Source organism: Virgibacillus sp. L01, from assembly GCF_052246775.1.
In the GTDB taxonomy this organism is placed as follows: Bacteria; Bacillota; Bacilli; order Bacillales; family Amphibacillaceae; genus Lentibacillus.
On record NZ_JBQQCP010000010.1, the window covers coordinates 72,588 to 94,552 of the forward strand.

The following is a 21,965-nucleotide window of genomic DNA, read 5'->3' on the forward strand; positions in this document are numbered from 1 at the left end:
GTTTATGTTTACTAAACTTTCATTTAAAATTGGGTTTCTATTTTTTGTATTTATTTTAATTATTGAATCGCTTTTATTTTTTGTACTATACACGAATATAGCGAATGAACGAATTGAAGATGTGCTTGACAATTTATTAGCACGTGCCAATACACATAGCGAGGTATTGGAGATGAACTTTAATGAATCAACCTTAGAACACGTTGGTATAATGGAATCAGCTTCTGATTTTGTGGTCGTCATTACAGATGAAGAAGGTAATGTAATAAATCATTCTGATACTATTCAGCAGGAAATGTGGCCAGTGATTGAAGCCATTAATTACAACTCAGACCAAATGGAAGGACGAGTCGTTGAAGATCGGTGGGATGATAAACAATATATTGCGGCTGAAAGCCCTGTAAATATTGATGGGGAGCAAAGAGGCCATGTCTTTATGTTTGCAGACACAGCTGATGTAAAGAAAAATGTGAACCAGCTTAGCAATCAGTTTATCGTAATTGCTCTACTCACAATCGGCTTAACGATTATTACCATCTTTATTTTGTCCAGGTTTATCACACATCCGGTTATTAAAATGAAGGAAGCTACAGAACAGTTGAGCCGTGGGGAAAATAGAGTTGAGTTAAATAATGATCGCAGGGATGAATTGGGAGAGCTGGCCGGGTCAATTACAAAATTAGCTAATGATCTGGATCAATTAAGAACTGCGAGAAACGATTTTCTGGCAAGTATTTCGCATGAACTTAGAACACCTTTGACCTATATAAAAGGATATGCTGACATTATTAACAGGGAGGGGATAACAGAGGCTGAGGTGAAAGAGTATATCACTATCATTCGTGAAGAGTCAGAGCACCTATCGATATTAATCAGGAATTTATTTGAATTAGCTAAGATGGACAGGAATAGATTCACAATTCATCGTGAAGAAGTCTTTTTGCATAAGTTTATTCATTCTATAGCTGATAGGATTAAGCCTGCTTTTGCTGAAAAAAATATTGACTTTACAATAAAATGTCCTGAAAATTCAGTTGCCTTTGTTGATCCTGAAAGATTTGAACAAGTTCTTGTAAATATTCTCGATAATGCAAAAAAACATTCTTCTGAAGGTACAAATGTTCAGCTTGAAGTAAGTCAAGTAGGAAAAGAAGTGATCGTTACCATTACCGATGAAGGAGAAGGCATACCTGCGAAGGATTTGCCGTATATATTTGATCGTTTATACCGGGTTGAGAAATCAAGGTCAAGGGAAAGCGGCGGATCGGGATTAGGGCTAACTATTGCCAAGGAAATAATAGAAGCACACGGTGGCAAGATAGAAATTAAAAGTGAACAAGGTGAAAGTACGAGCGTTATCATAAGACTAATTAGAGGTGGCAATGATGAATAGGGTTCTTATAATTGACGATGAAAAGCGTATGTTAGATTTATTAGCATTGTACTTAAGACCGCATGATTATACGTGTAAAAAAGCACAAGGAGCTAATGAAGCCTTACTATTTTTAGAAGAGGAAGACTTTGATATTGTCTTACTTGATATTATGATGCCTGAAATGGATGGTTGGGAGCTCTGTCAGGAAATAAGAAGTATATCTGATGTGCCAATCATTATGGTAACAGCTCGTGACCAAAAAGAAGATATTGTTAAAGGCCTAAAGTTAGGTGCAGATGATTATATAGCAAAACCTATTGATGAAAATGAATTATTGGCCAGAATGGAAGCTTTGTTACGAAGAAGAACTCCAGCGACTCGCATAGAAACGAATGGACTGTTATGGGATGAGGAAAGGTATGAGCTTTCTTATAAGAACCAGCCTATTAAAGTAACCCCTAAGGAGTTCGCTATGGTTGGTCATCTATTGAAAAAGCCAAATCAGGTATTTTCCAGGGAGCAGCTAATTGATTTAATCTGGGGATTTGATACAAATACAGAAGGAAGAACGGTTGATTCACATGTGCGGAATATGCGAGAAAAAATTAGACAAGCAGGATTTCCGGTTGATGATCACTTTAAAACAGTTTGGGGAGTTGGGTATAAGTGGATAAACTAGAATCGGAAATGTTCATTATGTTGTAACATTTTCTTGATAAGTTCTCGAAACCTCATCTTTATAGTAGTGAATGAAGGGAGGAACACATAATGAAAAAGAAACTTTTGGCAATAACATTGGCTGGTTTTATGGCATTAGGTTTAGGTAATGTTGTTTTCGCACATGGTACTGCTGATAACGATGGTGAAAATGGGTGGAGTTTTGAAGATATGGTTCCTTTTATGAAGGATATGCACCCAAACATGGACCAACAAGAGATGGAGCAGATGTATCAAGACTGTCATGGTTCCAATGGTAATGAATTTCCTTATCGACACATGGATAACCAATTTTAGTGTTTATTATATTAGCTAACATGAATGGAACTATCTTTCTTAGAGATGGTTCCGTTTTTTTAAGTAGATAAGAAAGCAATCCTTTCTTAATGCATAATTCCAACTAAGGCTTTTGCCATAAAGGATCGGCGATAAGCCAAGTTTTTTAACAGTCAGGAAAGCTTAAGAACGAATGCAATGTTGTTTAAGTTAAAAAATGAAAGTTATGATTTAAAAATACTGTATAGGGGTATAGTGTCAAGCAGATAATAAATATAGTAAGTAAATGTAAGGAGGCATATGTATGGAACGGAAAGATGGTAAGTCTTTTGAACGTGGCCACAAGCAGCATGAACATCAGAATCATAGTCAACAAGAACAACACCAACATGATGAACATAATCAGAATGAACACGGCGGACATGAACATCATGAACAACACCAGCACGATGAACATAATCACCATGATCACGGCGGACACGGTCATCATGATCATGGTGATATGGTCAATGATTTTAAAAAAAGGTTTTATATATCCCTTATTGTAACAATCCCTATTCTGATTTTGTCTCCAATGATTCAGGGTTTTATTGGCGTTGATTGGGGATTTCCGGCTGATCAATACATCCTGTTTGCGCTTGCTACATTCGTGTTTTTCTACGGTGGATGGCCGTTTATTACTGGCGGTATTAGTGAATTGAAAGATAAAAACCCTGGTATGATGACTTTGATTGGTCTTGCAATAGTAGTTGCTTACGGCTATAGTTCGCTTACTGTTTTTGGCTGGGAAGGCAAAGACTTCTTCTGGGAGCTGGCCACGCTGATTGATATTATGCTGCTTGGTCATTGGATTGAGATGCGATCGGTAATGGGAGCATCAAATGCGCTGGAAGAACTTGTTAAGCTAATGCCAAGTGAAGCGCATAAATTGGATGAGAAGGATAATATAGAAGATGTAGCAATATCTGATTTACAAAATGAAGATAGAGTACTCGTTAAACCTGGTGAAAAAATTCCGGTAGATGGGACAATTATTGATGGCAAATCCGCAGTAGATGAATCCATGCTCACCGGTGAGTCTGTTCCTGTTGAGAAGTATAAAGGTGATGAAGTAATCGGTGGGTCTGTTAACAATGAGGGATCCCTGACAATTCAAGTAGAGAAAACGGGTGATGATTCCTATTTATCGCAAGTGATAGAATTGGTTAGAGAGGCACAGGCATCACGCTCACGGACGCAGGACTTCACGGATAGAGCAGCTAAATGGTTATTTTATATTGCATTAGCTTCCGGGTTCATAACCTTGTTTATTTGGCTTATTTTAGGATATTCTTTTGTTATTGCACTGGAACGCATGGTAACTGTGATGGTAATTACTTGTCCACACGCACTGGGACTTGCGGCACCACTTGTTGTGGCAGTTTCCACATCACTATCAGCAAAACAGGGTCTGTTAATTCGTAATCGTGCTAATTTCGAAGGTGCACGGAATCTGAATGCAGTTGTTTTTGATAAAACTGGCACATTGACAAAAGGAGAGTTCGGTGTAACAGATATTGTCCCTTCTGATGAAGTGAAAAAAGAAGATATATTAGTTTGGGCTGCAAGTCTGGAGCAAAATTCCGAGCATCCTCTTGCAGAAGGTATTGTTAATGAGGCAAGTGAGAAGGAACTGACGTTGAAAAAAATAAGTGACTTTGAATCGATTACTGGAAAAGGTATTGAAGGAAAAGTAGATGGGAAAAAAGTGAATGTTGTCAGTCCTGGCTACGTTGATCAGCAGAATATGGAATATGATCATGAAGCATTCAATCAAATGTCCGAAGACGGAAAAACGGTTGTATTTGTACTTGTTGAAGATAGATTGATTGGAATGATTGCACTTGCTGATATGGTACGCGAAACAGCAAAAGAAGCAGTTGCATCTTTAAAAGAAAACGGTATTCATTCCATCATGCTGACGGGTGACAATCAAAAAGTGGCTGATTGGGTCGCTAAGCAATTGGGTATCGATGAGGTATATGCAGAAGTATTGCCTGATGATAAAGCAAATCAAGTGAAAAAAATTAAAGAAAAAGGCTGGAAGGTGGCCATGACTGGTGATGGGGTTAACGATGCACCAGCACTGGCAACAGCTGACTTAGGAATTGCCATTGGTGCAGGAACCGATGTAGCAATGGAAACTGCCGATGTTGTTCTTGTGAAGAGCAATCCTAAAGATGTTGTTTCGTTAATGGATTTATCGAAGAAAACGTATCAGAAAATGGTCCAAAACTTATGGTGGGCTGCAGGCTATAATATTTTTGCCATTCCATTGGCTGCGGGCGTCCTGGCACCAATAGGTATTATATTGAGTCCAGCAGTCGGAGCGGTATTAATGAGTTTAAGCACGATTATTGTTGCGATTAACGCTAAATTATTAAAAGCTTAGATAACCAGCCATTCAAAGAGATTCTTATAAGTACGGTACATTGTTATATTAGAGTCTCTTGTACTTTCTAGGCTGCCTGTTAAAAAACGGTGTCCTAAAAGCACAACTGCTTTTGGCACCGTTTTTAAACAATTATAATTCCATCAATTTAACTGTTACCTTACCATCTTGATTTCGTGATAAATGGACTGTCTCGCCAGGTCTTAAGCAACGATTATTTTTCATGTTATGGGGGTTAACAATGGTGATTTTCTTGTTTGAGTCCACTAGTTCTATGTCGTTATGGCAGCGGCTGATACCTTCTTCGTCTGGTGTGCAGTCGGTATCATTAAGTACTTTTCCTTTTGATTCCTGACCAAAGTTTCCGGAAATAAGATTGACAGTATATGTTCCGCTTTCCCCGTTTTCCTGTAGGTTTAGCCCACTTTCTACTTCTTCCTGTGTCAGACTATTCCCAGCAGTGTTATTTTCTGATGGTAAGGTAACGAATAATACAAGCGTTAGTGCAATCACTACTGTAAGGCCAATTCCAATTAACTTTTTATGCATAGATACTCTCCCTCACTTTATGTACAAAAATAAGAAGCTATTCCATAAGAACAGCTTCTTAGTACCTACATTTATTCAACAACTAATGTTGTTTGCATGTCAGCGTGCCCTTCACCACAAGGGATGTTGCAGTAAATGGTATATTCACCTGGTTCTTCAGGGGTAAAGGATGCTTCACCTTCACCTTCAATCTTCACATCAAATTCGTCAATTGAAATACCATGCATACCTTCTTCATTTGTTAGAGAAACTACAACTTCCTCACCTGCAGTAACGGTATATTTATCTTTATCAAATTCAAAATTTGATGCAGTTATATTTAGTTCATTGCCTGCAGCTGATGCTGATGAACTGTCATCCCCGCTGCTGGAGTCACCTGAGTCACTTCCACCACATGCTGCAAGAAATAGGATAAGTCCTAGAGCCAGTACTGCTAATAATCCTTTTTTCATATAAATCCTCCTTTAAACTTTAAGTCTATTTGTTTACTACAGTGCAATTGTAATTTCTAAATATCCATTTTTTATGGAGAAACTGAGTCAAATGTGTGAACTTCTTTATTTTTTACATTTCACGTTTTAAAGATAAAGCAGTTAGTCCTTCAAACAGAAGTCGGCGCTCCATTCCAATCATTGTCCGGTTAATGATAAATAGAAGTATTTATGAAATTGACTCTAAATATGTAAATTAAAAAAGCAACTCTCTGCTAATTACAGAAACTTGCTTTTTAATCGCAAATGTCTATGCACCCGTTATAAAAGCATTTGTTATTCCTAAGCTTTTAATGTTATCAACATCCTTAAGAACTTGCTTTTTTCCTGAATATGGTCCAACTTCTACACTATACAGTTCACCGCCCTCCGTTTTATAAGTTTTAATGTCGGCATTTATTTTATTTCTTGTCATTACGTTATATCGCTGTTGTGCACTGTTCTTCTGTCCAGTTGTTTCAACTATTATTTTATACTTTCCCATAAGCAGCCTCCTAACTTGTTTATACTAGTGTAGTCGAGCAGAAAATAAAGGAGTGGTCGTTGAACATAGATATTCGTAAATTGATTAAATAATCTATTAAGGAGGCAGTGAGGTCGTTTATTTTTATTGATAATAAAGTTATAGTGTATTAAGATTTGATTATAGGATGATAGCGTTATCATAAAAGTTAATCCTTATAATCATAGAAAAGCGCTTGATTTAATTCTTAAATATTAACTTATGGGGGAATAAGCATGAAATTAGATGGTAAAGTTGCAGTTGTTACAGGGGCAGCTTCCGGAATGGGAAAGTCAATAGCTGAGCTCTATGCAAAAGAGGGAGCAAAAGTTCTGTTGGCTGATCTTAATCTTGAAGGTGCTGAGAAAGTTACGGAAGAGATTACGAGTAATGGCGGAACAGCTAAGGCAGTAAAAGTAAATGTAGCAGAATTAGCAGATATTGAAAACATGATTGATACTGCCGTGAGTGAGTATGGGACGCTGGATATTCTTGTCAATAATGCTGGTATAATGGATGGAATGGAGCCAGTCGGTGATATTACGGATGAAAGATGGGATTTGATTTTTGATATTAATACAAAAGGAGTTATGCGTGCTACACGTAAAGCACTGCCCATCTTCCTAGAAAAGGGAAAAGGTGTCATCATTAATACCGCCTCCACTGGCGGGCTAAATGGTGCTCATGCTGGTGCTACTTACGGCGCATCGAAACATGCAGTCGTTGGGTTGACGAAGAATACAGGATTCATGTATGCAGAAAAAGGCATTCGTTGTAACGCTATTGCACCAGGCGGTGTAGAAACAAACATTGCATCCAGTATGAAAAACATTAATGAATTCGGAGCAAGCCGTACCCAACTCGCACATGGAGTAATGCCTCGGTCAGGTCAACCGGAAGAAATTGCACAAGTTGCACTGTTTTTGGCTTCTGATGAATCTAGTTTTGTAAATGGGACCGTTGTTACAGCTGATGGAGGCTGGACAGCTGCATTTTAATAGAAACGTTACTATTAAAAGACTGAACGCATTTTAGTTGTATTCAGTCTTTTTCGCAGTAGACAAAGTATAAAATTTTCCTGCTGCATAAGTAGTGGTTGACCTAAGCAAGAGCCTGAACCATTTCCCAATTTGATTTATCAATTCCATGTAAGATCCATGGGGATGGCAATGCAAATTGGTGATCTGCAGGCAGGGCGTTAACCTGTTCTTTTGTAAGATCCATCCATATATATGTTTCTTCTTCTTTTTGCTTGCGAAGCTGTTGGTAGTCGTTTGCGATTGTTTCCCATAGCCCTTCCTGTGAGGTAATGTCATTCCATGGGTAAATTGCATGCAGATAATGATGTTTCTTTTGATCCGTTTTTGTGATAAGTGCCCGGGTTTTTAATTTATTTTCATAAAAAGACCATTTCATTAAATCCTGTTCTTGAAATAGATCTTCTGAAACCGGAAATGAATAGTAGCATTCGTATGGAAATATTGATGTTGGTTTACTATACATGTTCCCAATCCAGTCTTTTTTTCGCTGAAGATCTGTTACAGGAGTCAAAGGTTCTGAGCCAGTCTCAAGGGCCTTAGTATCCTTGGTTTGAGCAGCATGTTGCGGGATATACGGCGTTAGACCAGTTCTTTCTAATACACGTCGCGCAGATATATTAAATTCCTGTGTATTCGCACCAACCCATTTTATTCCATTAATTTGAAATGCTTTGTTCGTCATATGGTTCATCAATTCAGTTGAGAAGCCATTACCCAGATACCGACGATCTGTTCTCAATCTGCCTAACATTACGTAACGGCTGGCATAAATGGAGTGTCCTCCCAAACTGACCATTTGATCATCTAGGAATAATCCATATAAACGATTCCTTCCAGTTATCAGTCTATTGAAAACACGCTTTATATAATCATCCTCAATTCCTGTGTCCATTGCTTCCACGTGTCGAAAATCATCATTATTAAGAGTTCGAATGGTCTTTTGCATATATGTCACTCCTTGTTTCTTTCTTTCAAAAAATAATTCTATCATTTAACGTGTTCAATTATAAACTTTTTTGCTGGGAACTGCATATAGTACCTTTCTTTGAACTCCCCGCCACTATCAACCTTACGGTCTGATTGAAGTGGGGGGTTCCTAAGAACACCGGCGTAACCGCCAGTTATGGATTAGGCTATCCCCGCAGTTCCTGCGGTTAGAAGTCTTATTGCTTCGTTTTTAAGGTTTAGTCCTGCGTTGATATCTCGATGGTGATGTGCGCCACATACACAGGTCCACTCACGCACACGCAGGTCTTTAACGTCTTTGTTTTGATAGCCACAACACGAACACAGCTGCGAACTGGGAAAGGTTTTACTCACTTCCATAAAAGTCTTGCCGTACCATTCAGCTTTATATTTCAACATGACCTTGAATTGATACCAGGACGCATCAGCAATGGATTGAGCACTTTTCTTGTTTTTCATCATATTCGATACCTGCAGACGCTCAATTCCAATCACATCGTGGTTTTTAATGATATCGGTAGAGGTCTTATGCAGGAAATCTTCGCGCTTGTTTGCGTTTTTCTCATGAATGCGGGCTATTTTGATGCGTTGTTTGTTCCAATTGCGGGAACCCACTACACGTCTTGCGAGCACTTGTTGAGCTCTTTCCAGTTTTTGCTCCAGGGACTTGTAGTAACGATTGTTTTTGTAGATAGTTCCATCCGACAGAACAGCGAAGTCTTTCAATCCCAGGTCAACACCGGTATTGGAGTTGGTCTTCGGTAATAGCGCAATCTCCACTTCCGCAAGAACAGATACAAAGTACTTTCCGCTCGGGTTACGTCGGACTGTGGCATTGATGATTCGCCCTTCGATTTCACGACTTTTAGCAAACCGTATGAGACCAAGTTTAGGCAACTTGATGTGGTTATCCAAAGCTGCGATATTCCCATTGGTTTGTTTGGTGGTATACGACTGGACCTTATTCTTTTTGCTTTTGAATTGAGGCGCTTTATTTTGTTTTCTGTAATACCGTTGCTAAGCATCAGTCAGATTCTCAACGGACTTTTGAAGGGAAATACTGTCCACTTCCTTTAAAAAAGGATTTTGTTCTTTTAACTGGCGCACCGCCTTTATCGTGCCATATTTATTGAAAAACGCACCTTTCCAATTATTAGAAGGCAGCTGGCCGTTTTGTACCATCTCTTCTGTTATGTACCAGTAGGCATCTTTTTGCTTCTGCTTTGCAAGGAAGAAATTGAACACAAACCTGGAGCAACCAATCGTCTTGTTGATCAATTCGATTTGCCTTAGATTGGGGTATATGCGGAAATTGAAAGCTTTTTTGACGAACATGAAATCCACCCACTTCATAGGAACGTTTGTTCTAATTATACCATAGAAGTAGGCGTTTTGGCTACCGCCAACCGACATTCATCTCCCCTTATCGCTGGACTGAAGCCCTTCGCACAACTGAAGAGGGAGTCTTCTGTCGGAGAATGATAAAATATAATCGAATGCCAACATAAAAAAGTAGCATCACACAAAAATAAGTTTTTTTCAAAAAAGCGTTGACAAATGACTGAATTTTAGCATACAATTATGAAAATATAATATTAACAAAAATTAATTAACATAATTTTGCAATGATAGGAAATTATTAGTGATTTGTCTCCCTGTTCCAGAGAGCTGATGGTGGTGAAAATCAGTCAAAGATAAACATGAATTACAATCCTTGAGCTTCTTTTTCGTAGTAAGGGTAATATTCTTATGAAGGAAAAGACGGTGAATTGGCCGTTAACAATTTTAAGTGGTGAAGCGTAATTCTTCACAACTAGGGTGGTACCGCGATATTAATCGTCCCTACTGGTTATTTTACTGACCAGTAGGGACTTTTTAGTATAATTGAATAATGCTAAAGGCAACGAAAGGAAACAAGTAGTGTCTTATCTCCCTGTTATAAGAGAACTGATGGTGGTGTGAATCAGTCATAGATAAGCATGAATTACAATCCTGGAGTTTCTTTCTCGAAGTAAGGAAATTTTTCTTTGCAAAGGGGAGGACGGTCATATGATCGTTAACAATTTTAAGAGGTGAACTATACTGTTCACAATATGGGTGGTACCGCGTGTGAAATCGTCCCTGTCGTATATGACGGCAGTGGGCGATTTTTTACTTATTTGAGGAGGTGATGCTTCTGGAGAACCGGAAGCAGGTTGATAGTTTATGCAATGAGTCAAAAATAAAACAAAATCAGGAGGAATTATCTTATGTCTGCAAACGAATTAAATGAGCTACGTAACAAAATTGATGAAATCAACTTGGAAATTTTAACATTATTGAACCAACGGGCTGAAGTTGTTCAGGAAATTGGCCAGCAAAAGGAGAAACAAGGTACAGTACGGTTTGATCCTGTTCGTGAACGTCAATCACTTGATTTAATTAACGAGAACCATGACGGGCCTTTTGAAAGATCAACTATTCAACATATTTTTAAGGAGATTTTTAAAGCAAGTCTGGAGCTTCAGGAGGACGACCACAAAAAGGCTTTATTAGTCTCACGGAAAGCACGTCCTGAAGACACAATTGTAGATATTAATGGCCAGAAAATTGGGAATGGTGAGCAAGGATTTATTATGGGGCCATGTGCTGTTGAAGGCTATGAACAAGTGAAAGAAGTTGCCTTAGCAATGAAGGAACAGGGCCTTACCTTAATGAGGGGCGGCGCATTCAAGCCACGTACTTCTCCATATGATTTCCAAGGTATGGGGTTAGAAGGTCTGCATATTTTAAGAAAAGTTGCTGATGAAGTAGGCATGTCAGTTGTAAGTGAAATTCTTACTCCACATGATGTAGAAGAGGCATTGGATTATGTTGATGTTATTCAAGTGGGTGCCCGCAACATGCAAAATTTTGAGTTACTGAAAACGGTAGGAAGAGTCAATAAGCCTGTATTGCTGAAGAGAGGGCTTTCTGCAACTATTCAGGAATTTATTAATGCAGCAGAATACATTATTTCACAAGGAAATGATCAGATCATTCTATGTGAACGTGGTATTCGAACTTACGAAAAAGCAACAAGAAATACCTTAGATATATCAGCTGTCCCTATTCTGAAAAAAGAAACCCATTTACCAGTTGTAGTTGATGTAACACATTCTACGGGAAGAAAGGATTTACTATTTCCAGCAGCAAAAGCAGCATTGGCAATCGGTGCAGATGCCATTATGGCGGAAGTTCATCCAGACCCTGCAGTTGCATTATCCGATGCAGCTCAACAGATGAATATTCCTGAATTTAATACGTTTATCGAGGAGTTAAAGGTTTTTAAAGGAAAGCTGGCGTAATATTTTTTACAGTAACTAGAAAATTCCTTCCAATTATTGTATAAAATCTATTAATTATAGTATGTATTATATAAATTGAGTATATAAGAGATATTGTACACAAATATACACTAAATTTATAAGAGTCTGAAATATACCAATATTTATAGGTAAATAGCCTCAAACAGGAATTTGAAAAGTGTGAATACTATGAGAATATATAAAAATACAATATAAATTATATTAATAAGGGGGAATAGTTAACGTGAAAAAGAAACTAACGTTATTATTTATTGCAATTATTTCGATCAGCTTACTTGCTGCTTGTGGATCAAGTGAGACTAGCGGAGATGGAGATGGAGAGGGAAAAACTTATTCGGTTGCTACGGATTCCAACTTTCAGCCATTTGAATATAAGAATCCCGACACAGGTGAAATGGAAGGCTTTGATATTGAATTGATGAGAGCTATCGCTAAAGAAGCTGGCTTTAATGTAGAATTTGAAACGATGGCGTTTGATGGGTTGCTTGCATCAATGAGAACAGGAAAAAATGATATAGGTATTGCTGGTATTTCTATTACAGAGGAACGTGAGGAGTTCATCGATTTCTCTGACAAATATTATGATTCCGGTTTAATCCTTGCAGTCCCTTCGGATTCTGATATTGAATCAATTGAGGATGTAGATGGATTAAAAGTTGGATCACGTCAAGGGTCAACAAGTAATGACTATTTAAAGGCTAATACAGATGCAGAGGTTGAAGCTTATCCTGAGATTGTTACAGCCTATATGGACCTGGAAAGAGGCCGTCTTGATGCTGTTTTATATGATTTACCAAATGTGAAGTATTATATTAAGGAAAATGCTCCAGATAAATTAAAAACAGTTGGTAAAGTAATGGAAGGTCAGCCATATGGCATTGCGTTACCAGAAGGATCAGACCTTGTCGAACCGATAAATGAAGGTTTAGCGGCAGTTAAAGAAAATGGAACATATGCAGAGATTTATAAGAAGTGGTTTGGAACAGAACCACCAGAATTAGAATAGTCATCATTGCAGACTACAAATCAAGCGTAACAAGTATTTGCTTGTTACGCTGTTTTATTAAGGAGAGATATACAGAATGATTTACACTTCGTTTATGGAATCAGCATATGTTCAAAGTTTGCCTTTCTTATTAAATGGCCTGAAAATAACAGTAATGATTACAGTTATCGGTTTGTTTATAGGTATGATTATTGGGTCGTTAGCTGGCCTGGGGAAACTTTCTAAAAACAAAATAATCAGAGGGTTCTGGTCGGTTTATGTTGAGGTTGTTCGTGGGACACCAATACTGGCTCAAGCACTATTTCTATACTATGGTGTTTCCGAGGATTTAATAGGCTTGAACATTACTTCGTTTACAGCTGGTGTTATTGCAATTGCTGTTAATGCTGGTGCATATATTGCTGAAATTGTTCGTGGCGCTGTTTATTCAATTGACAAAGGGCAGCATGAAGCGGGACGCTCGATGGGATTAACGGAAAACCAAACGATGCGTTATATTATTTGGCCACAAGCATTTAAACGAATGATTCCACCTCTTGGAAACCAATTTATTATCAGTTTAAAAGATACATCTGTATTTTCGGTTATCGTAGTACATGATGTCGTGTTTATGGCAAAAGAGTACTACAATACGACTTTTGAAATTTTTGAAACATTAGTTATGGTTTGTTTACTTTACTTATGTATAACGGTGCCAACAGCACTTTATTTGAACAGACTAGAAAGGAAGCTGGATGTATAAATGATTACAGTAAAAGATTTACACAAATCGTTCGGTGACTTAGAGGTGTTGAAAGGGATTGATGCTAAAGTTGATGAGAGTGAGGTTGTATGCGTTGTTGGGCCGTCTGGTTCCGGAAAAAGTACATTTCTTAGATGTATTAACCTTCTCGAGGATATCACGGCAGGGGAAATTACAATTGACGGAGACGAATTAACAGATCCCAATGTCGATATTAATGAAGTACGTTCTCAAGTAGGTATGGTCTTTCAGCACTTCAACCTATTCCCTCATAAAACGGTTTTAGAAAATATTACACTTGGTCCACTCAAAGTAAAAAATCTATCCGAAAATGAAGCGAAAGATGTCGCACTTTCACTTCTCAAAAAAGTAGGATTATCTGATAAAGCAGATGATTATCCAGATAGTCTATCCGGTGGACAAAAACAACGTGTGGCAATTGCCAGGTCTCTTGCTATGAATCCGAAAGTTATGCTGTTTGACGAGCCTACATCTGCTCTTGACCCTGAACTTGTTGGAGATGTACTTGAGGTAATGAAGGATTTAGCAGAAGAAGGGATGACAATGGTTGTTGTGACACATGAGATGGGTTTTGCTAAGGAAGTGGGGGACCGTGTGTTATTCATGGATGAAGGTATTATTATGGAAGAAGGAAATCCGCAGCAAATTTTTGATAACCCTCAAAATCCGCGAACTCAATCATTTTTAAGCAAGATATTATAACTTAGATTAGAGGCAGTCCCAATATTGGGACTGCCTTTTTATATGATGTTAAAAAACTATTGGTACAAGAAAAAATGCACTGGCTGCCAACACACCAGCTCCTAAATTATATGGAGACATAGCTTTTACATATTTCATATGATCTGCTTCTGCGATACCAGCAGACATTGCAGTCATTCCTGATACTGGCGAGGTAACATCCCCAAATGTTCCACCTGATAATACTGCTGCCACAATCATAGGAATGGAAGCCCCAGTTGCGACAGCTAATGTAAATGCAACAGGCATCATTAAAGCCCAACTTCCCCAAGATGAACCAATAAAGTAAGAGACAGCAGCTGTTACAACAAAAGTAATTACCGGGACAAAAGTGGAGCTAATCGTATTCGAAAGGGTATTTTCAATGAGTGTTGTTAATCCAAGGTCCTGTGATACCGTTGAAATTGGCCAAGCAACAATTAAAATACCTATGGTGACAATAAGTTTATTACCCCCTTTAATGAAATTATCCACTTGTTCAGCCAGTTTGAGACCTTGAAAAAAATATAAAAGAAAGGTCACAATTAGTGTAAGAATCAATGCTACTAACATTGCTTTTGATGATTCTTCGCTCCCAATCATCAGAAAGAAACTTAGCGGTATTAAAGTTAATAAGGGAATTAAAAGATTCATTAACTTTGGCTTAAGTGATGGTTCCTGATTCATATCATGGTTATGTTCCATATTACCTTTCATGGCATTACCAGTTTGGTCTTTACTTGTTTCCGCTTTGTGATGGTGGGACATATCTTCAGCAAATTCAGTTTGTAAATCAGCTTTTTTTGAAGAGTGATTTTGAATTAGTTCCTTCATTGGACCCAAATTTAACTTGGGCATTATTGTAGTTAGTGCGATAAGTATAGAAAAGTAACTGAAAAATTGGTAAGGAAGTGACTGCAAGTAGTAAGAAAATGCTGACCCCTCAATACCAGTAGTGTTCATTCCATTTTGAACAACTCCGATAATATAACCTACGAATGTTGTTGCAATAGGGATTAACAAAATGACAGGACTCGATGAGTTATTTAACATGTATGCCAATCTTTCTTTAGCAATTTTATATTTTTCAGCTAAAGGTTTAATAATTGCTCCAGTAGCTACAACACGAAAACCGCAGTCAACAAATGTAACAGGCAACAATGCCCACAATGCGACAAATGTTTTCTGACTACTGTCAATATATTTCCCAACAAATTTTGCGAAGGCTTGTATCCCTCCTGATAACTGGATAAGAGCAACCAGACCGCTAAAAATATATAGAAACAAGACAACGTGAATATTGCCAGAGGTGGTTAAAACACCTGTTATGTAATCAACAGTTTTATAAAACGATCCAAAAAACGACTGCGTTAAAATGAAACTGCCAATCCAAAGTCCGATTAACAAGGATGGGATTACTTGTTTTGTCCATATAGCAAAAATAATTGCAACAATTGGCGGGATCACTGATAACCATAAATCCATACTACTATCTCTCCTTTATATTAATGAAGAAAATCCCCACTATAAGTGGGGATGATAAGATTAAGAAGAAACCATATTCCTGCATATTTCCGCGCATTCACGGCATATTTTTGCACACTCCTGGCAATGGTTATCTGTAAATTTTTTACACTCGACTGCACACGCATCACAGATAGTCGCGCAAATCTGGCAGTGCTGATTGGCAAATGTACTGTTTCGGGACATGTAAGCTGCCGATTGAAAACAAATTTCAGCACAATCATTTAATGTTTGAATACATCTGATTCTAGCCTGAACATCTGGTTCTTGCAGGCAAGCGGTTGTGCATTCCTCACACGCTCGAGCACACTTTAGACATGCATCAATACAGTTATCCATGTTTGTTGGTGATGTTGATAATACTCCCATTTTAAAACCTCCATAATTTTTACTCGACAGTAATATGTGTAATTGAAACTATTTCATACAAAGATTTGCTTTGTAATGACTTCGTAACAGGAATATAAAAACAGCCTTGTGGGTCAAGTTCGTTTACAGCGTACAACTCTGATATGTATTCACTGTGAATCATTTTTTTCGGTTACATAGCTTATAGCTCCTATTGCAATCCCTAATAACGCACCACCAGCTACCTCTATTGGCATGTGACCAAGCAATTCTTCCAATTTTTTCTTACGTTCTTTGTGGTAAACGCCGGGATGCTCATTTGCAAATCTTTCCAGTTGTTCGTTTAACACATTTACTTCCATGGCGATTTCACCAGTTTGTCTGCGAATTCCCATTGCATCATAAACGACAATTAAACCAAAAATACTGCTGACCCCAAATTCGATTGAAGGAACACCTTTTTCAAGTCCTACATAAGTGGTAAGGGCAGTAACTGCTGAAGAATGAGAACTTGGCATATCGCCAGAACCAATCAGCCTCGTCCAGTCCCATGTACCTTCCTCTAAATATTTCAGTGGGACCTTTAGAAATTGAGCAGCACCTATACCTATTAAAGCCGTTATTATCGATCGATTTAACATATGGTTCACCTCGAAATATAGGATGAGAATAAATTCTGCTTTTTATGCAAAAAAGGAGTTTTATATAAATAGTTGCAATATCCTTTGACAGAATACAATTAATGATGTAAATTACCTAATGTACGAACATTGATTATAAATATTAATAAAATATTCGTTTTTAAGAGGTGTTACTATGGAAAATGCATTTGATTATGAAGATATTCAATTAATTCCCGCAAAATGTGTGGTAAATAGCAGGTCCGAATGTGATACAACTGTAAGCTTAGGTGGGTACACTTTTAAAATGCCTGTCGTTCCGGCAAATATGCAAACTATAATAGATGAAAAGATTGCATTATCCTTAGCTGAAAATGGTTACTTTTATATCATGCATCGCTTCGAACCTGGGGCGCGTGTCGCTTTTATAAAAGAAATGATTTCACGTGGATTAATCGCATCTATTAGTGTAGGGGTGAAAGCAGAAGAATATGATTTTATACAGCATTTAGCTGATGAACAGCTTGCACCACAATTCATCACAATTGATATTGCACATGGACATTCCAATGCAGTCATTAACATGATTGAGTATATTAAAAAAAACCTGCCTGAAAGTTTTGTTATCGCTGGGAATGTTGGTACTCCAGAAGCGGTAAGAGAACTGGAGCATGCTGGTGCGGATGCAACAAAAGTAGGTATCGGCCCAGGGAAGGTATGTATAACAAAGATAAAAACAGGATTTGGAACTGGGGGCTGGCAATTAGCAGCCATAAGATGGTGTGCAAAGGCAGCAAGTAAACCGATAATTGCGGATGGTGGCATTCGTACGCATGGCGATATAGCTAAGTCGATTAGATTTGGAGCATCTATGGTCATGATTGGTTCATTGTTCGCTGGACATGAGGAATCTCCAGGTGAAACGATTGAAAAAGATGGTAAGTTTATTAAAGAATACTTTGGTTCTGCCTCAGAGTTTCAAAAAGGTGAAAAGAAAAATGTGGAAGGCAAGAAAATGTTTGTGGAGCATAAAGGCTCACTCAAAGATACATTGATTGAAATGGAACAGGATCTTCAATCTGCCATTTCCTATGCTGGAGGAACCAAATTGCAGGCAATACGTAATGTAGACTATGTTGTTGTGAAGAATTCCATTTTTAATGGGGATAAAGTATATTAAGCAAATAAGTTGCACTTTTGAAAGCAGGCATTGAATCTAGCTGAAGCAGAAATACTAGTGTCCGCTTAAATAATTTCATTAGAGGATTTAGGATGATGAATCCTCGTTCCGTTATTCCTTAAAAATTCTTCGTTTAAAGGCTACTTTCGGATCCTCATTCCGTTATTGGTCTGTTTAAACCTCATATTCGATAAATATTAAGCAATTAGCGGAACGAGGATCCGATTCACCCCTCTTGAAAGACATTTTCCACCTATTAGCGGAATGAGGATTCATCCTGCTGATTTGTCGGATCCCCATTCCGTTATCCACCTTTTTAATTGCTTTAATTCGATAACTGACTCCTCATTTATATAACAATAAACATCTATATTAAATTACAGCTTGAGCAGGATACTTAATAACGACTAGAATTTTTCAACATCATGAAAATTTAATTCTCGTGTTATTTATAGTAAAATATAGTTTAGCCACTTTATGTATATATTGTGGCCTGATTTTAGTAGTAGGAAGAATAATAATTATCTTACTGCATAAATGCACTAAGGCAGTCACCATTAAGGCTTGACGATTGATTGCCAAGTTTTCTAATATTGGTAAGAAAAGGAGAACTCATCGTGAAAATAGGGATAGATAAAATAGGGTTTTATGCACCTCATTTATATGTTGATATGAACAAACTGGCTGTCAGCAGAAATGTGGAGCCTGAGAAATTTACAATTGGTATTGGACAGGAAAAGATGTCAATACCTCCAATCACACAAGATCCTGTTACATTAGCAGCGAATGCCGCATTGGAAGTTTTGGACGAGGAAGATAAGGAAGCGATTGACTTTGTTATTTTTGGAACAGAGTCAGGTATTGATAGCTCTAAGTCAGCTGGTGTTTATGTACATGACTTATTAGGGTTAAATCCATATTCTCGCGTTATTGAAGTAAAACAGGCTTGTTATGGGGCGACAGCTGGTGTTCAAATGGCGAAAGGACATATTGCATTGAATCCTAAGAGTAAGGTATTGGTGCTTGGCTCAGATATTGCAAGATATGGTTTGAATACGCCAGGAGAGGCAACGCAAGGGGCTGGAGCAGTTGCATTAGTAGTTAGTGCAGATCCTAATATTATGGCACTTGAGGATCAGAGTGTATATTTCACCTCTGATATTATGGACTTTTGGCGTCCAGTGTATTCAGATAAAGCTTTTGTTGACGGGAAGTTGTCCAATGAGCAATACATTTCTTTCTTTTCCAAAGTATGGGAGCAATACAAGACGAAAGCGAATCTTGTGCTAAATGACTTTGAGGCAATTTGTTTCCACCTTCCATACACAAAGATGGGACTTAAAGCGTTGAGAACTGTTTTGGATGAGGGATCAGAGGATGTGAAACAACGATTAGTAGCAAACTACAAAATCAGTACAGGCTACAATAGGAATGTAGGAAACATTTATACTGGCTCATTATATTTAAGTTTGCTTTCGCTTCTTGAACAAAAAGATGATTTGGCAGCTGGAGCAAGAATTGGGTTATTCAGCTATGGTTCCGGGGCTGTTGGAGAGTTCTTCACCGGTATCTTGCAGCCAAACTACAGAGAGCACTTGTATGTTGGAAAACATAACGATTTATTTTCCTCAAGAAAAGAAGTAACGGTTTCGGAATATGAAGAAATTTTCCAGCAGACGCTGCCAACTGATGGATCAACCATTAATTTGGATATAAATAACGATCCTGCGTCCATTTGCTTGTCAGGTATGGATGATAATAAACGGCAATATGTCAATAAGGTAAAATAACACTTACTGAACAACTCTGGATCGATAATTCTTTCCAGAGTTTTTTCGTGATTATAGTTTGCTTTCTAAATGGAAGTAATGGCATTCAATGGTATGTTATGATTGAATATAATCTCTTCTAAATTATATTGAGGTGACTATATGAATGCAAATTCAATTTTTACTAAAGTGAAAGAACATACCCCTAAAATTCTTGGCAGTGAAAGTTTTTCTAAATTTGCAGTACTTATACCACTTGTTGAGAAGGATGACGGAATTCATGTGCTATTTGAAGTTCGTTCACATTCTTTAAAGAGACAGCCGGGAGAAATTTGTTTTCCTGGAGGAAGGCTTGATAACCGTGACAAAACAGAAAAGGATGCTGCAATAAGGGAGACAACGGAAGAACTGGGTATTGAGAGTACAGATATTTCACAAGTTCACCCATTAGATTATCTTGTTTCTCCGTTTGGAATGATTGTTTATCCGTACGCAGGTTTTCTGAGGGAAACTGATCGTATACAAGCAAATCCTTCCGAAGTTGAGGAGGTATTTACGGTTCCGCTGAAGTTTTTTATGGAAACGAATCCGGAAATTCATAGCGTAAACATGGGTATTGAACCGGAGGAAAATTTTCCTTTTGATTTGATCGTTGGGGGACGTAACTATAATTGGCGGAACGGAAAAATTGACGAATACTTCTATACTTACGGAGATAAAGTTATATGGGGGATGACTGCAAAGATTATTTCTCATTTTACTGCAATTATTCAGGAAAAATAATCTATAATAAAGGTGTTTTTTACCCCGAGTAAGATTTCATTTAATGGAGTCTTACTCGGGGTTATTTATTTTGCGAAACTTCCGTTGACACTAAAATGATTAGTCGTTATTATGGAATAATTCCTATTAACTTTATAAGGAAAGGATGTTTTAAATGGCTACTAAAGTTCAACCTATAGATGAAGTGAAAGATCCGGTACAACAGAATAGTACTGAATTAAATAAGCCTCAAATGCCGCTAATAATTGGTGGGCTGATCGTTGGGGCTATCTTAATGATTTATCTTATGGTTACGCAAAATATTGTTCAGCCGTTACTGCTTGTAATTGGCCTGTCGCTTGGATATACGCTGTTTCATGCTCGCTTTGGCTTTACATCAGCATTTCGCAGGCTTATGTCTGTTGGGAATGGGAAGGCGTTACGTTCGCACATGCTGATGTTAGCTGTTGCAGTTACATTATTTGCTCCAATTCTGGCATTTGGTTATTCATTCTTTGGAGGAGGAGTAGCTGGATATGTAGCGCCAGTTGGTGTTAGTCTCTTTGTCGGTGCTTTCATGTTTGGGATAGGCATGCAGCTTGGCGGAGGGTGTGCATCCGGAACGCTTTATGCTGTTGGTGGTGGACGCTCTGTTATGTTTGTAACGCTATTATTCTTTATTGTTGGTTCAACAATCGGAGCTTATCATCTTCCATTTTGGACTCAAGAGCTACCAGCGTTTGAACCTATTTCTTTAGCAACATCCACAGGACTAGGATATGGTGGTGCCTGGATTTTGTCGATTGTGTTATTTGGTTTAATTTCTTGGATTACTTTAGTTGTAGAGAAAAAGAGAAAAGCACCTAAAATGGCAACCATTCCGTCAACTAGAGGATGGAAGAGAATTCTACGTGGATCATGGCCATTGTTCGCAGCAGCAATTACATTGGCAGTTCTTAATGCGATAACACTAATGACTCGAGGTGCACCTTGGGGCGTTACTTCAGCTTTCGCATTATGGGGATCTAAAGCAGCACAATTTCTAGGAATCGATGTAGCTAGCTGGGGGTATTGGCAAGGAGCAAACGCAGCTGTCTTAGAGTCATCGATTTTTATGGACTCCACAACTGTTTTGAATCTAGGGGTTATTTTAGGAGCATTTCTCGCTTCAGCGGCGGGTGGACTTTTCAAATTTACGAAAATAAATAGTAAAAATGTTGCTGCGGCTGTAATTGGAGGATTAATGTTAGGTTATGGCGCACGCCTCGCATTCGGTTGTAATATTGGCGCATACTTTGGTGGAATTGCGTCATTCAGTCTTCACGGGTATATTTGGGGGATACTGGCATTAGCTGGAACCTTTGTAGCACTATATCTCAGACCACTCTTCGGGTTGTCTGTCCCTAAATCAAAAGATTCGTTTTGTTAATCTATCATTAGTATCACCATGTGAATTACTTGCATGGTGATTTTTTTGTCAGATAAGAAGGCACTCTTTATTAATGGATTAGGGCAACTGAGCTTAAGGCAAATGTTTTTATAAAAAATATACGCATTAATATTTCGTTTATATTACGAT

Annotated in this window: 20 protein-coding genes, 1 pseudogene and 2 other annotated features; of the genes and pseudogenes, 13 read left to right on the plus strand and 8 right to left on the minus strand. The window is 38.0% G+C overall.

The window, feature by feature from the left end:
• Positions 1-4: 4 nt before the first annotated feature.
• From ACTWQM_RS16840 to ACTWQM_RS16855, 4 genes are all read left to right on the plus strand, one after another.
• Positions 5-1,393, plus strand: a complete 1,389-nt coding sequence (locus tag ACTWQM_RS16840) for an ATP-binding protein (RefSeq protein WP_443259324.1) — start codon at positions 5-7, stop codon at positions 1,391-1,393.
• A complete protein-coding gene (locus ACTWQM_RS16845; RefSeq protein ID WP_443259325.1) occupies positions 1,386-2,054 on the plus strand; it encodes a response regulator transcription factor in 669 nt (222 codons plus the stop codon). Before ACTWQM_RS16840 ends, ACTWQM_RS16845 begins: the two co-directional genes overlap by 8 nt.
• A gap of 89 nt (positions 2,055-2,143) precedes the next feature.
• Entirely contained in the window at positions 2,144-2,389 is a 246-nt protein-coding gene (locus ACTWQM_RS16850) for a hypothetical protein (protein WP_443259326.1), read from the plus strand.
• Between the two features lie 283 nt (positions 2,390-2,672).
• Entirely contained in the window at positions 2,673-4,799 is a 2,127-nt protein-coding gene (locus ACTWQM_RS16855; RefSeq protein ID WP_443259327.1) for a heavy metal translocating P-type ATPase, read from the plus strand.
• A 132-nt stretch (positions 4,800-4,931) separates the two neighbouring features.
• Here ACTWQM_RS16855 and ACTWQM_RS16860 read toward each other — a convergent pair whose 3' ends face one another.
• The 3 genes from ACTWQM_RS16860 to ACTWQM_RS16870 all read right to left on the minus strand — a co-directional run bounded on the left by ACTWQM_RS16860 (position 4,932) and on the right by ACTWQM_RS16870 (position 6,323).
• A complete protein-coding gene (locus tag ACTWQM_RS16860) occupies positions 4,932-5,348 on the minus strand; it encodes a hypothetical protein (RefSeq protein WP_443259328.1) in 417 nt (138 codons plus the stop codon).
• 71 nt (positions 5,349-5,419) lie between these two features.
• Entirely contained in the window at positions 5,420-5,800 is a 381-nt protein-coding gene (locus ACTWQM_RS16865; protein WP_443259329.1) for a cytochrome C oxidase subunit II, read from the minus strand.
• Positions 5,801-6,089: 289 nt separating this feature from the next.
• On the minus strand, positions 6,090-6,323 hold the full coding sequence (locus ACTWQM_RS16870) for an SPOR domain-containing protein (RefSeq protein ID WP_443259330.1): 234 nt from the start codon (positions 6,321-6,323) through the stop codon (positions 6,090-6,092).
• A 254-nt stretch (positions 6,324-6,577) separates the two neighbouring features.
• Here ACTWQM_RS16870 and ACTWQM_RS16875 point away from each other — a divergent pair, with 254 nt between their 5' ends.
• Positions 6,578-7,339, plus strand: a complete 762-nt coding sequence (locus ACTWQM_RS16875; protein WP_443259331.1) for an SDR family oxidoreductase — start codon at positions 6,578-6,580, stop codon at positions 7,337-7,339.
• Between the two features lie 103 nt (positions 7,340-7,442).
• Here ACTWQM_RS16875 and ACTWQM_RS16880 read toward each other — a convergent pair whose 3' ends face one another.
• Positions 7,443-8,327 (minus strand): GNAT family N-acetyltransferase, encoded by an 885-nt coding sequence (locus tag ACTWQM_RS16880; protein ID WP_443259332.1) that lies wholly within the window; start codon positions 8,325-8,327, stop codon positions 7,443-7,445.
• A 182-nt stretch (positions 8,328-8,509) separates the two neighbouring features.
• Positions 8,510-9,682 (minus strand): annotated as a pseudogene (gene tnpB / locus ACTWQM_RS16885) (IS200/IS605 family element RNA-guided endonuclease TnpB).
• 281 nt (positions 9,683-9,963) lie between these two features.
• Positions 9,964-10,194, plus strand: a binding site (T-box leader).
• A gap of 47 nt (positions 10,195-10,241) precedes the next feature.
• Positions 10,242-10,473: a binding site (T-box leader), on the plus strand.
• 123 nt (positions 10,474-10,596) lie between these two features.
• On the opposite strand from tnpB, the gene ACTWQM_RS16890 reads away from it, so the two are divergent.
• From ACTWQM_RS16890 to ACTWQM_RS16905, 4 genes are all read left to right on the plus strand, one after another.
• Positions 10,597-11,673: a bifunctional 3-deoxy-7-phosphoheptulonate synthase/chorismate mutase gene (locus ACTWQM_RS16890; RefSeq protein ID WP_443259333.1), complete on the plus strand. Its 1,077-nt coding sequence runs from the start codon at positions 10,597-10,599 to the stop codon at positions 11,671-11,673.
• 244 nt (positions 11,674-11,917) lie between these two features.
• On the plus strand, positions 11,918-12,700 hold the full coding sequence (locus ACTWQM_RS16895; RefSeq protein ID WP_443259334.1) for a transporter substrate-binding domain-containing protein: 783 nt from the start codon (positions 11,918-11,920) through the stop codon (positions 12,698-12,700).
• 76 nt (positions 12,701-12,776) lie between these two features.
• Positions 12,777-13,442: an amino acid ABC transporter permease gene (locus ACTWQM_RS16900; RefSeq protein ID WP_443259335.1), complete on the plus strand. Its 666-nt coding sequence runs from the start codon at positions 12,777-12,779 to the stop codon at positions 13,440-13,442.
• The gene (locus ACTWQM_RS16905) at positions 13,443-14,165 is read left to right on the plus strand and encodes an amino acid ABC transporter ATP-binding protein (RefSeq protein ID WP_443259336.1); all 723 of its coding nucleotides are present in this window, start codon (positions 13,443-13,445) and stop codon (positions 14,163-14,165) included.
• Between the two features lie 48 nt (positions 14,166-14,213).
• On the opposite strand, the gene ACTWQM_RS16910 is transcribed toward ACTWQM_RS16905, so the two are convergent.
• From ACTWQM_RS16910 to ACTWQM_RS16920, 3 genes are all read right to left on the minus strand, one after another.
• A complete protein-coding gene (locus tag ACTWQM_RS16910) occupies positions 14,214-15,668 on the minus strand; it encodes a Na+/H+ antiporter NhaC family protein (RefSeq protein ID WP_443259337.1) in 1,455 nt (484 codons plus the stop codon).
• 60 nt (positions 15,669-15,728) lie between these two features.
• A complete protein-coding gene (locus ACTWQM_RS16915; RefSeq protein ID WP_443259338.1) occupies positions 15,729-16,076 on the minus strand; it encodes a four-helix bundle copper-binding protein in 348 nt (115 codons plus the stop codon).
• A 149-nt stretch (positions 16,077-16,225) separates the two neighbouring features.
• Positions 16,226-16,696: a divergent PAP2 family protein gene (locus ACTWQM_RS16920; protein WP_443259339.1), complete on the minus strand. Its 471-nt coding sequence runs from the start codon at positions 16,694-16,696 to the stop codon at positions 16,226-16,228.
• 175 nt (positions 16,697-16,871) lie between these two features.
• Here ACTWQM_RS16920 and guaC point away from each other — a divergent pair, with 175 nt between their 5' ends.
• The 4 genes from guaC (at position 16,872) to ACTWQM_RS16940 (ending at position 21,815) form a co-directional block, all read left to right on the plus strand.
• Positions 16,872-17,855 carry a GMP reductase gene (gene guaC / locus ACTWQM_RS16925; protein ID WP_443259340.1) on the plus strand — a complete coding sequence of 328 codons (984 nt, stop codon included), beginning with the start codon at positions 16,872-16,874 and terminating at the stop codon, positions 17,853-17,855.
• A gap of 617 nt (positions 17,856-18,472) precedes the next feature.
• Complete coding sequence (locus tag ACTWQM_RS16930; RefSeq protein ID WP_443259341.1) at positions 18,473-19,645, plus strand: hydroxymethylglutaryl-CoA synthase; 1,173 nt, start codon at positions 18,473-18,475, stop codon at positions 19,643-19,645.
• A gap of 141 nt (positions 19,646-19,786) precedes the next feature.
• Entirely contained in the window at positions 19,787-20,407 is a 621-nt protein-coding gene (locus tag ACTWQM_RS16935) for an NUDIX hydrolase (RefSeq protein WP_443259342.1), read from the plus strand.
• 154 nt (positions 20,408-20,561) lie between these two features.
• The gene (locus ACTWQM_RS16940) at positions 20,562-21,815 is read left to right on the plus strand and encodes a YeeE/YedE family protein (RefSeq protein WP_443259343.1); all 1,254 of its coding nucleotides are present in this window, start codon (positions 20,562-20,564) and stop codon (positions 21,813-21,815) included.
• Positions 21,816-21,965: the final 150 nt, after the last annotated feature.

Bases quoted from the DNA above. Each gene is read 5' to 3' on its own strand.
- ACTWQM_RS16935 (WP_443259342.1), top strand. From the start codon at position 19,787: ATGAATGCAAATTCAATTTTTACTAAAGTGAAAGAACATACCCCTAAA.
- guaC (WP_443259340.1), top strand. From the start codon at position 16,872: ATGGAAAATGCATTTGATTATGAAGATATTCAATTAATTCCCGCAAAA.
- ACTWQM_RS16905 (WP_443259336.1), top strand. From the start codon at position 13,443: ATGATTACAGTAAAAGATTTACACAAATCGTTCGGTGACTTAGAGGTG.
- ACTWQM_RS16915 (WP_443259338.1), bottom strand. From the start codon at position 16,076: ATGGGAGTATTATCAACATCACCAACAAACATGGATAACTGTATTGAT.
- ACTWQM_RS16855 (WP_443259327.1), top strand. From the start codon at position 2,673: ATGGAACGGAAAGATGGTAAGTCTTTTGAACGTGGCCACAAGCAGCAT.
- ACTWQM_RS16940 (WP_443259343.1), top strand. From the start codon at position 20,562: ATGGCTACTAAAGTTCAACCTATAGATGAAGTGAAAGATCCGGTACAA.
- ACTWQM_RS16920 (WP_443259339.1), bottom strand. From the start codon at position 16,696: ATGTTAAATCGATCGATAATAACGGCTTTAATAGGTATAGGTGCTGCT.
- ACTWQM_RS16870 (WP_443259330.1), bottom strand. From the start codon at position 6,323: ATGGGAAAGTATAAAATAATAGTTGAAACAACTGGACAGAAGAACAGT.
- ACTWQM_RS16865 (WP_443259329.1), bottom strand. From the start codon at position 5,800: ATGAAAAAAGGATTATTAGCAGTACTGGCTCTAGGACTTATCCTATTT.
- ACTWQM_RS16845 (WP_443259325.1), top strand. From the start codon at position 1,386: ATGAATAGGGTTCTTATAATTGACGATGAAAAGCGTATGTTAGATTTA.
- ACTWQM_RS16860 (WP_443259328.1), bottom strand. From the start codon at position 5,348: ATGCATAAAAAGTTAATTGGAATTGGCCTTACAGTAGTGATTGCACTA.
- ACTWQM_RS16840 (WP_443259324.1), top strand. From the start codon at position 5: ATGTTTACTAAACTTTCATTTAAAATTGGGTTTCTATTTTTTGTATTT.
- ACTWQM_RS16880 (WP_443259332.1), bottom strand. From the start codon at position 8,327: ATGCAAAAGACCATTCGAACTCTTAATAATGATGATTTTCGACACGTG.
- ACTWQM_RS16900 (WP_443259335.1), top strand. From the start codon at position 12,777: ATGATTTACACTTCGTTTATGGAATCAGCATATGTTCAAAGTTTGCCT.
- ACTWQM_RS16850 (WP_443259326.1), top strand. From the start codon at position 2,144: ATGAAAAAGAAACTTTTGGCAATAACATTGGCTGGTTTTATGGCATTA.
- ACTWQM_RS16890 (WP_443259333.1), top strand. From the start codon at position 10,597: ATGTCTGCAAACGAATTAAATGAGCTACGTAACAAAATTGATGAAATC.
- ACTWQM_RS16910 (WP_443259337.1), bottom strand. From the start codon at position 15,668: ATGGATTTATGGTTATCAGTGATCCCGCCAATTGTTGCAATTATTTTT.
- ACTWQM_RS16875 (WP_443259331.1), top strand. From the start codon at position 6,578: ATGAAATTAGATGGTAAAGTTGCAGTTGTTACAGGGGCAGCTTCCGGA.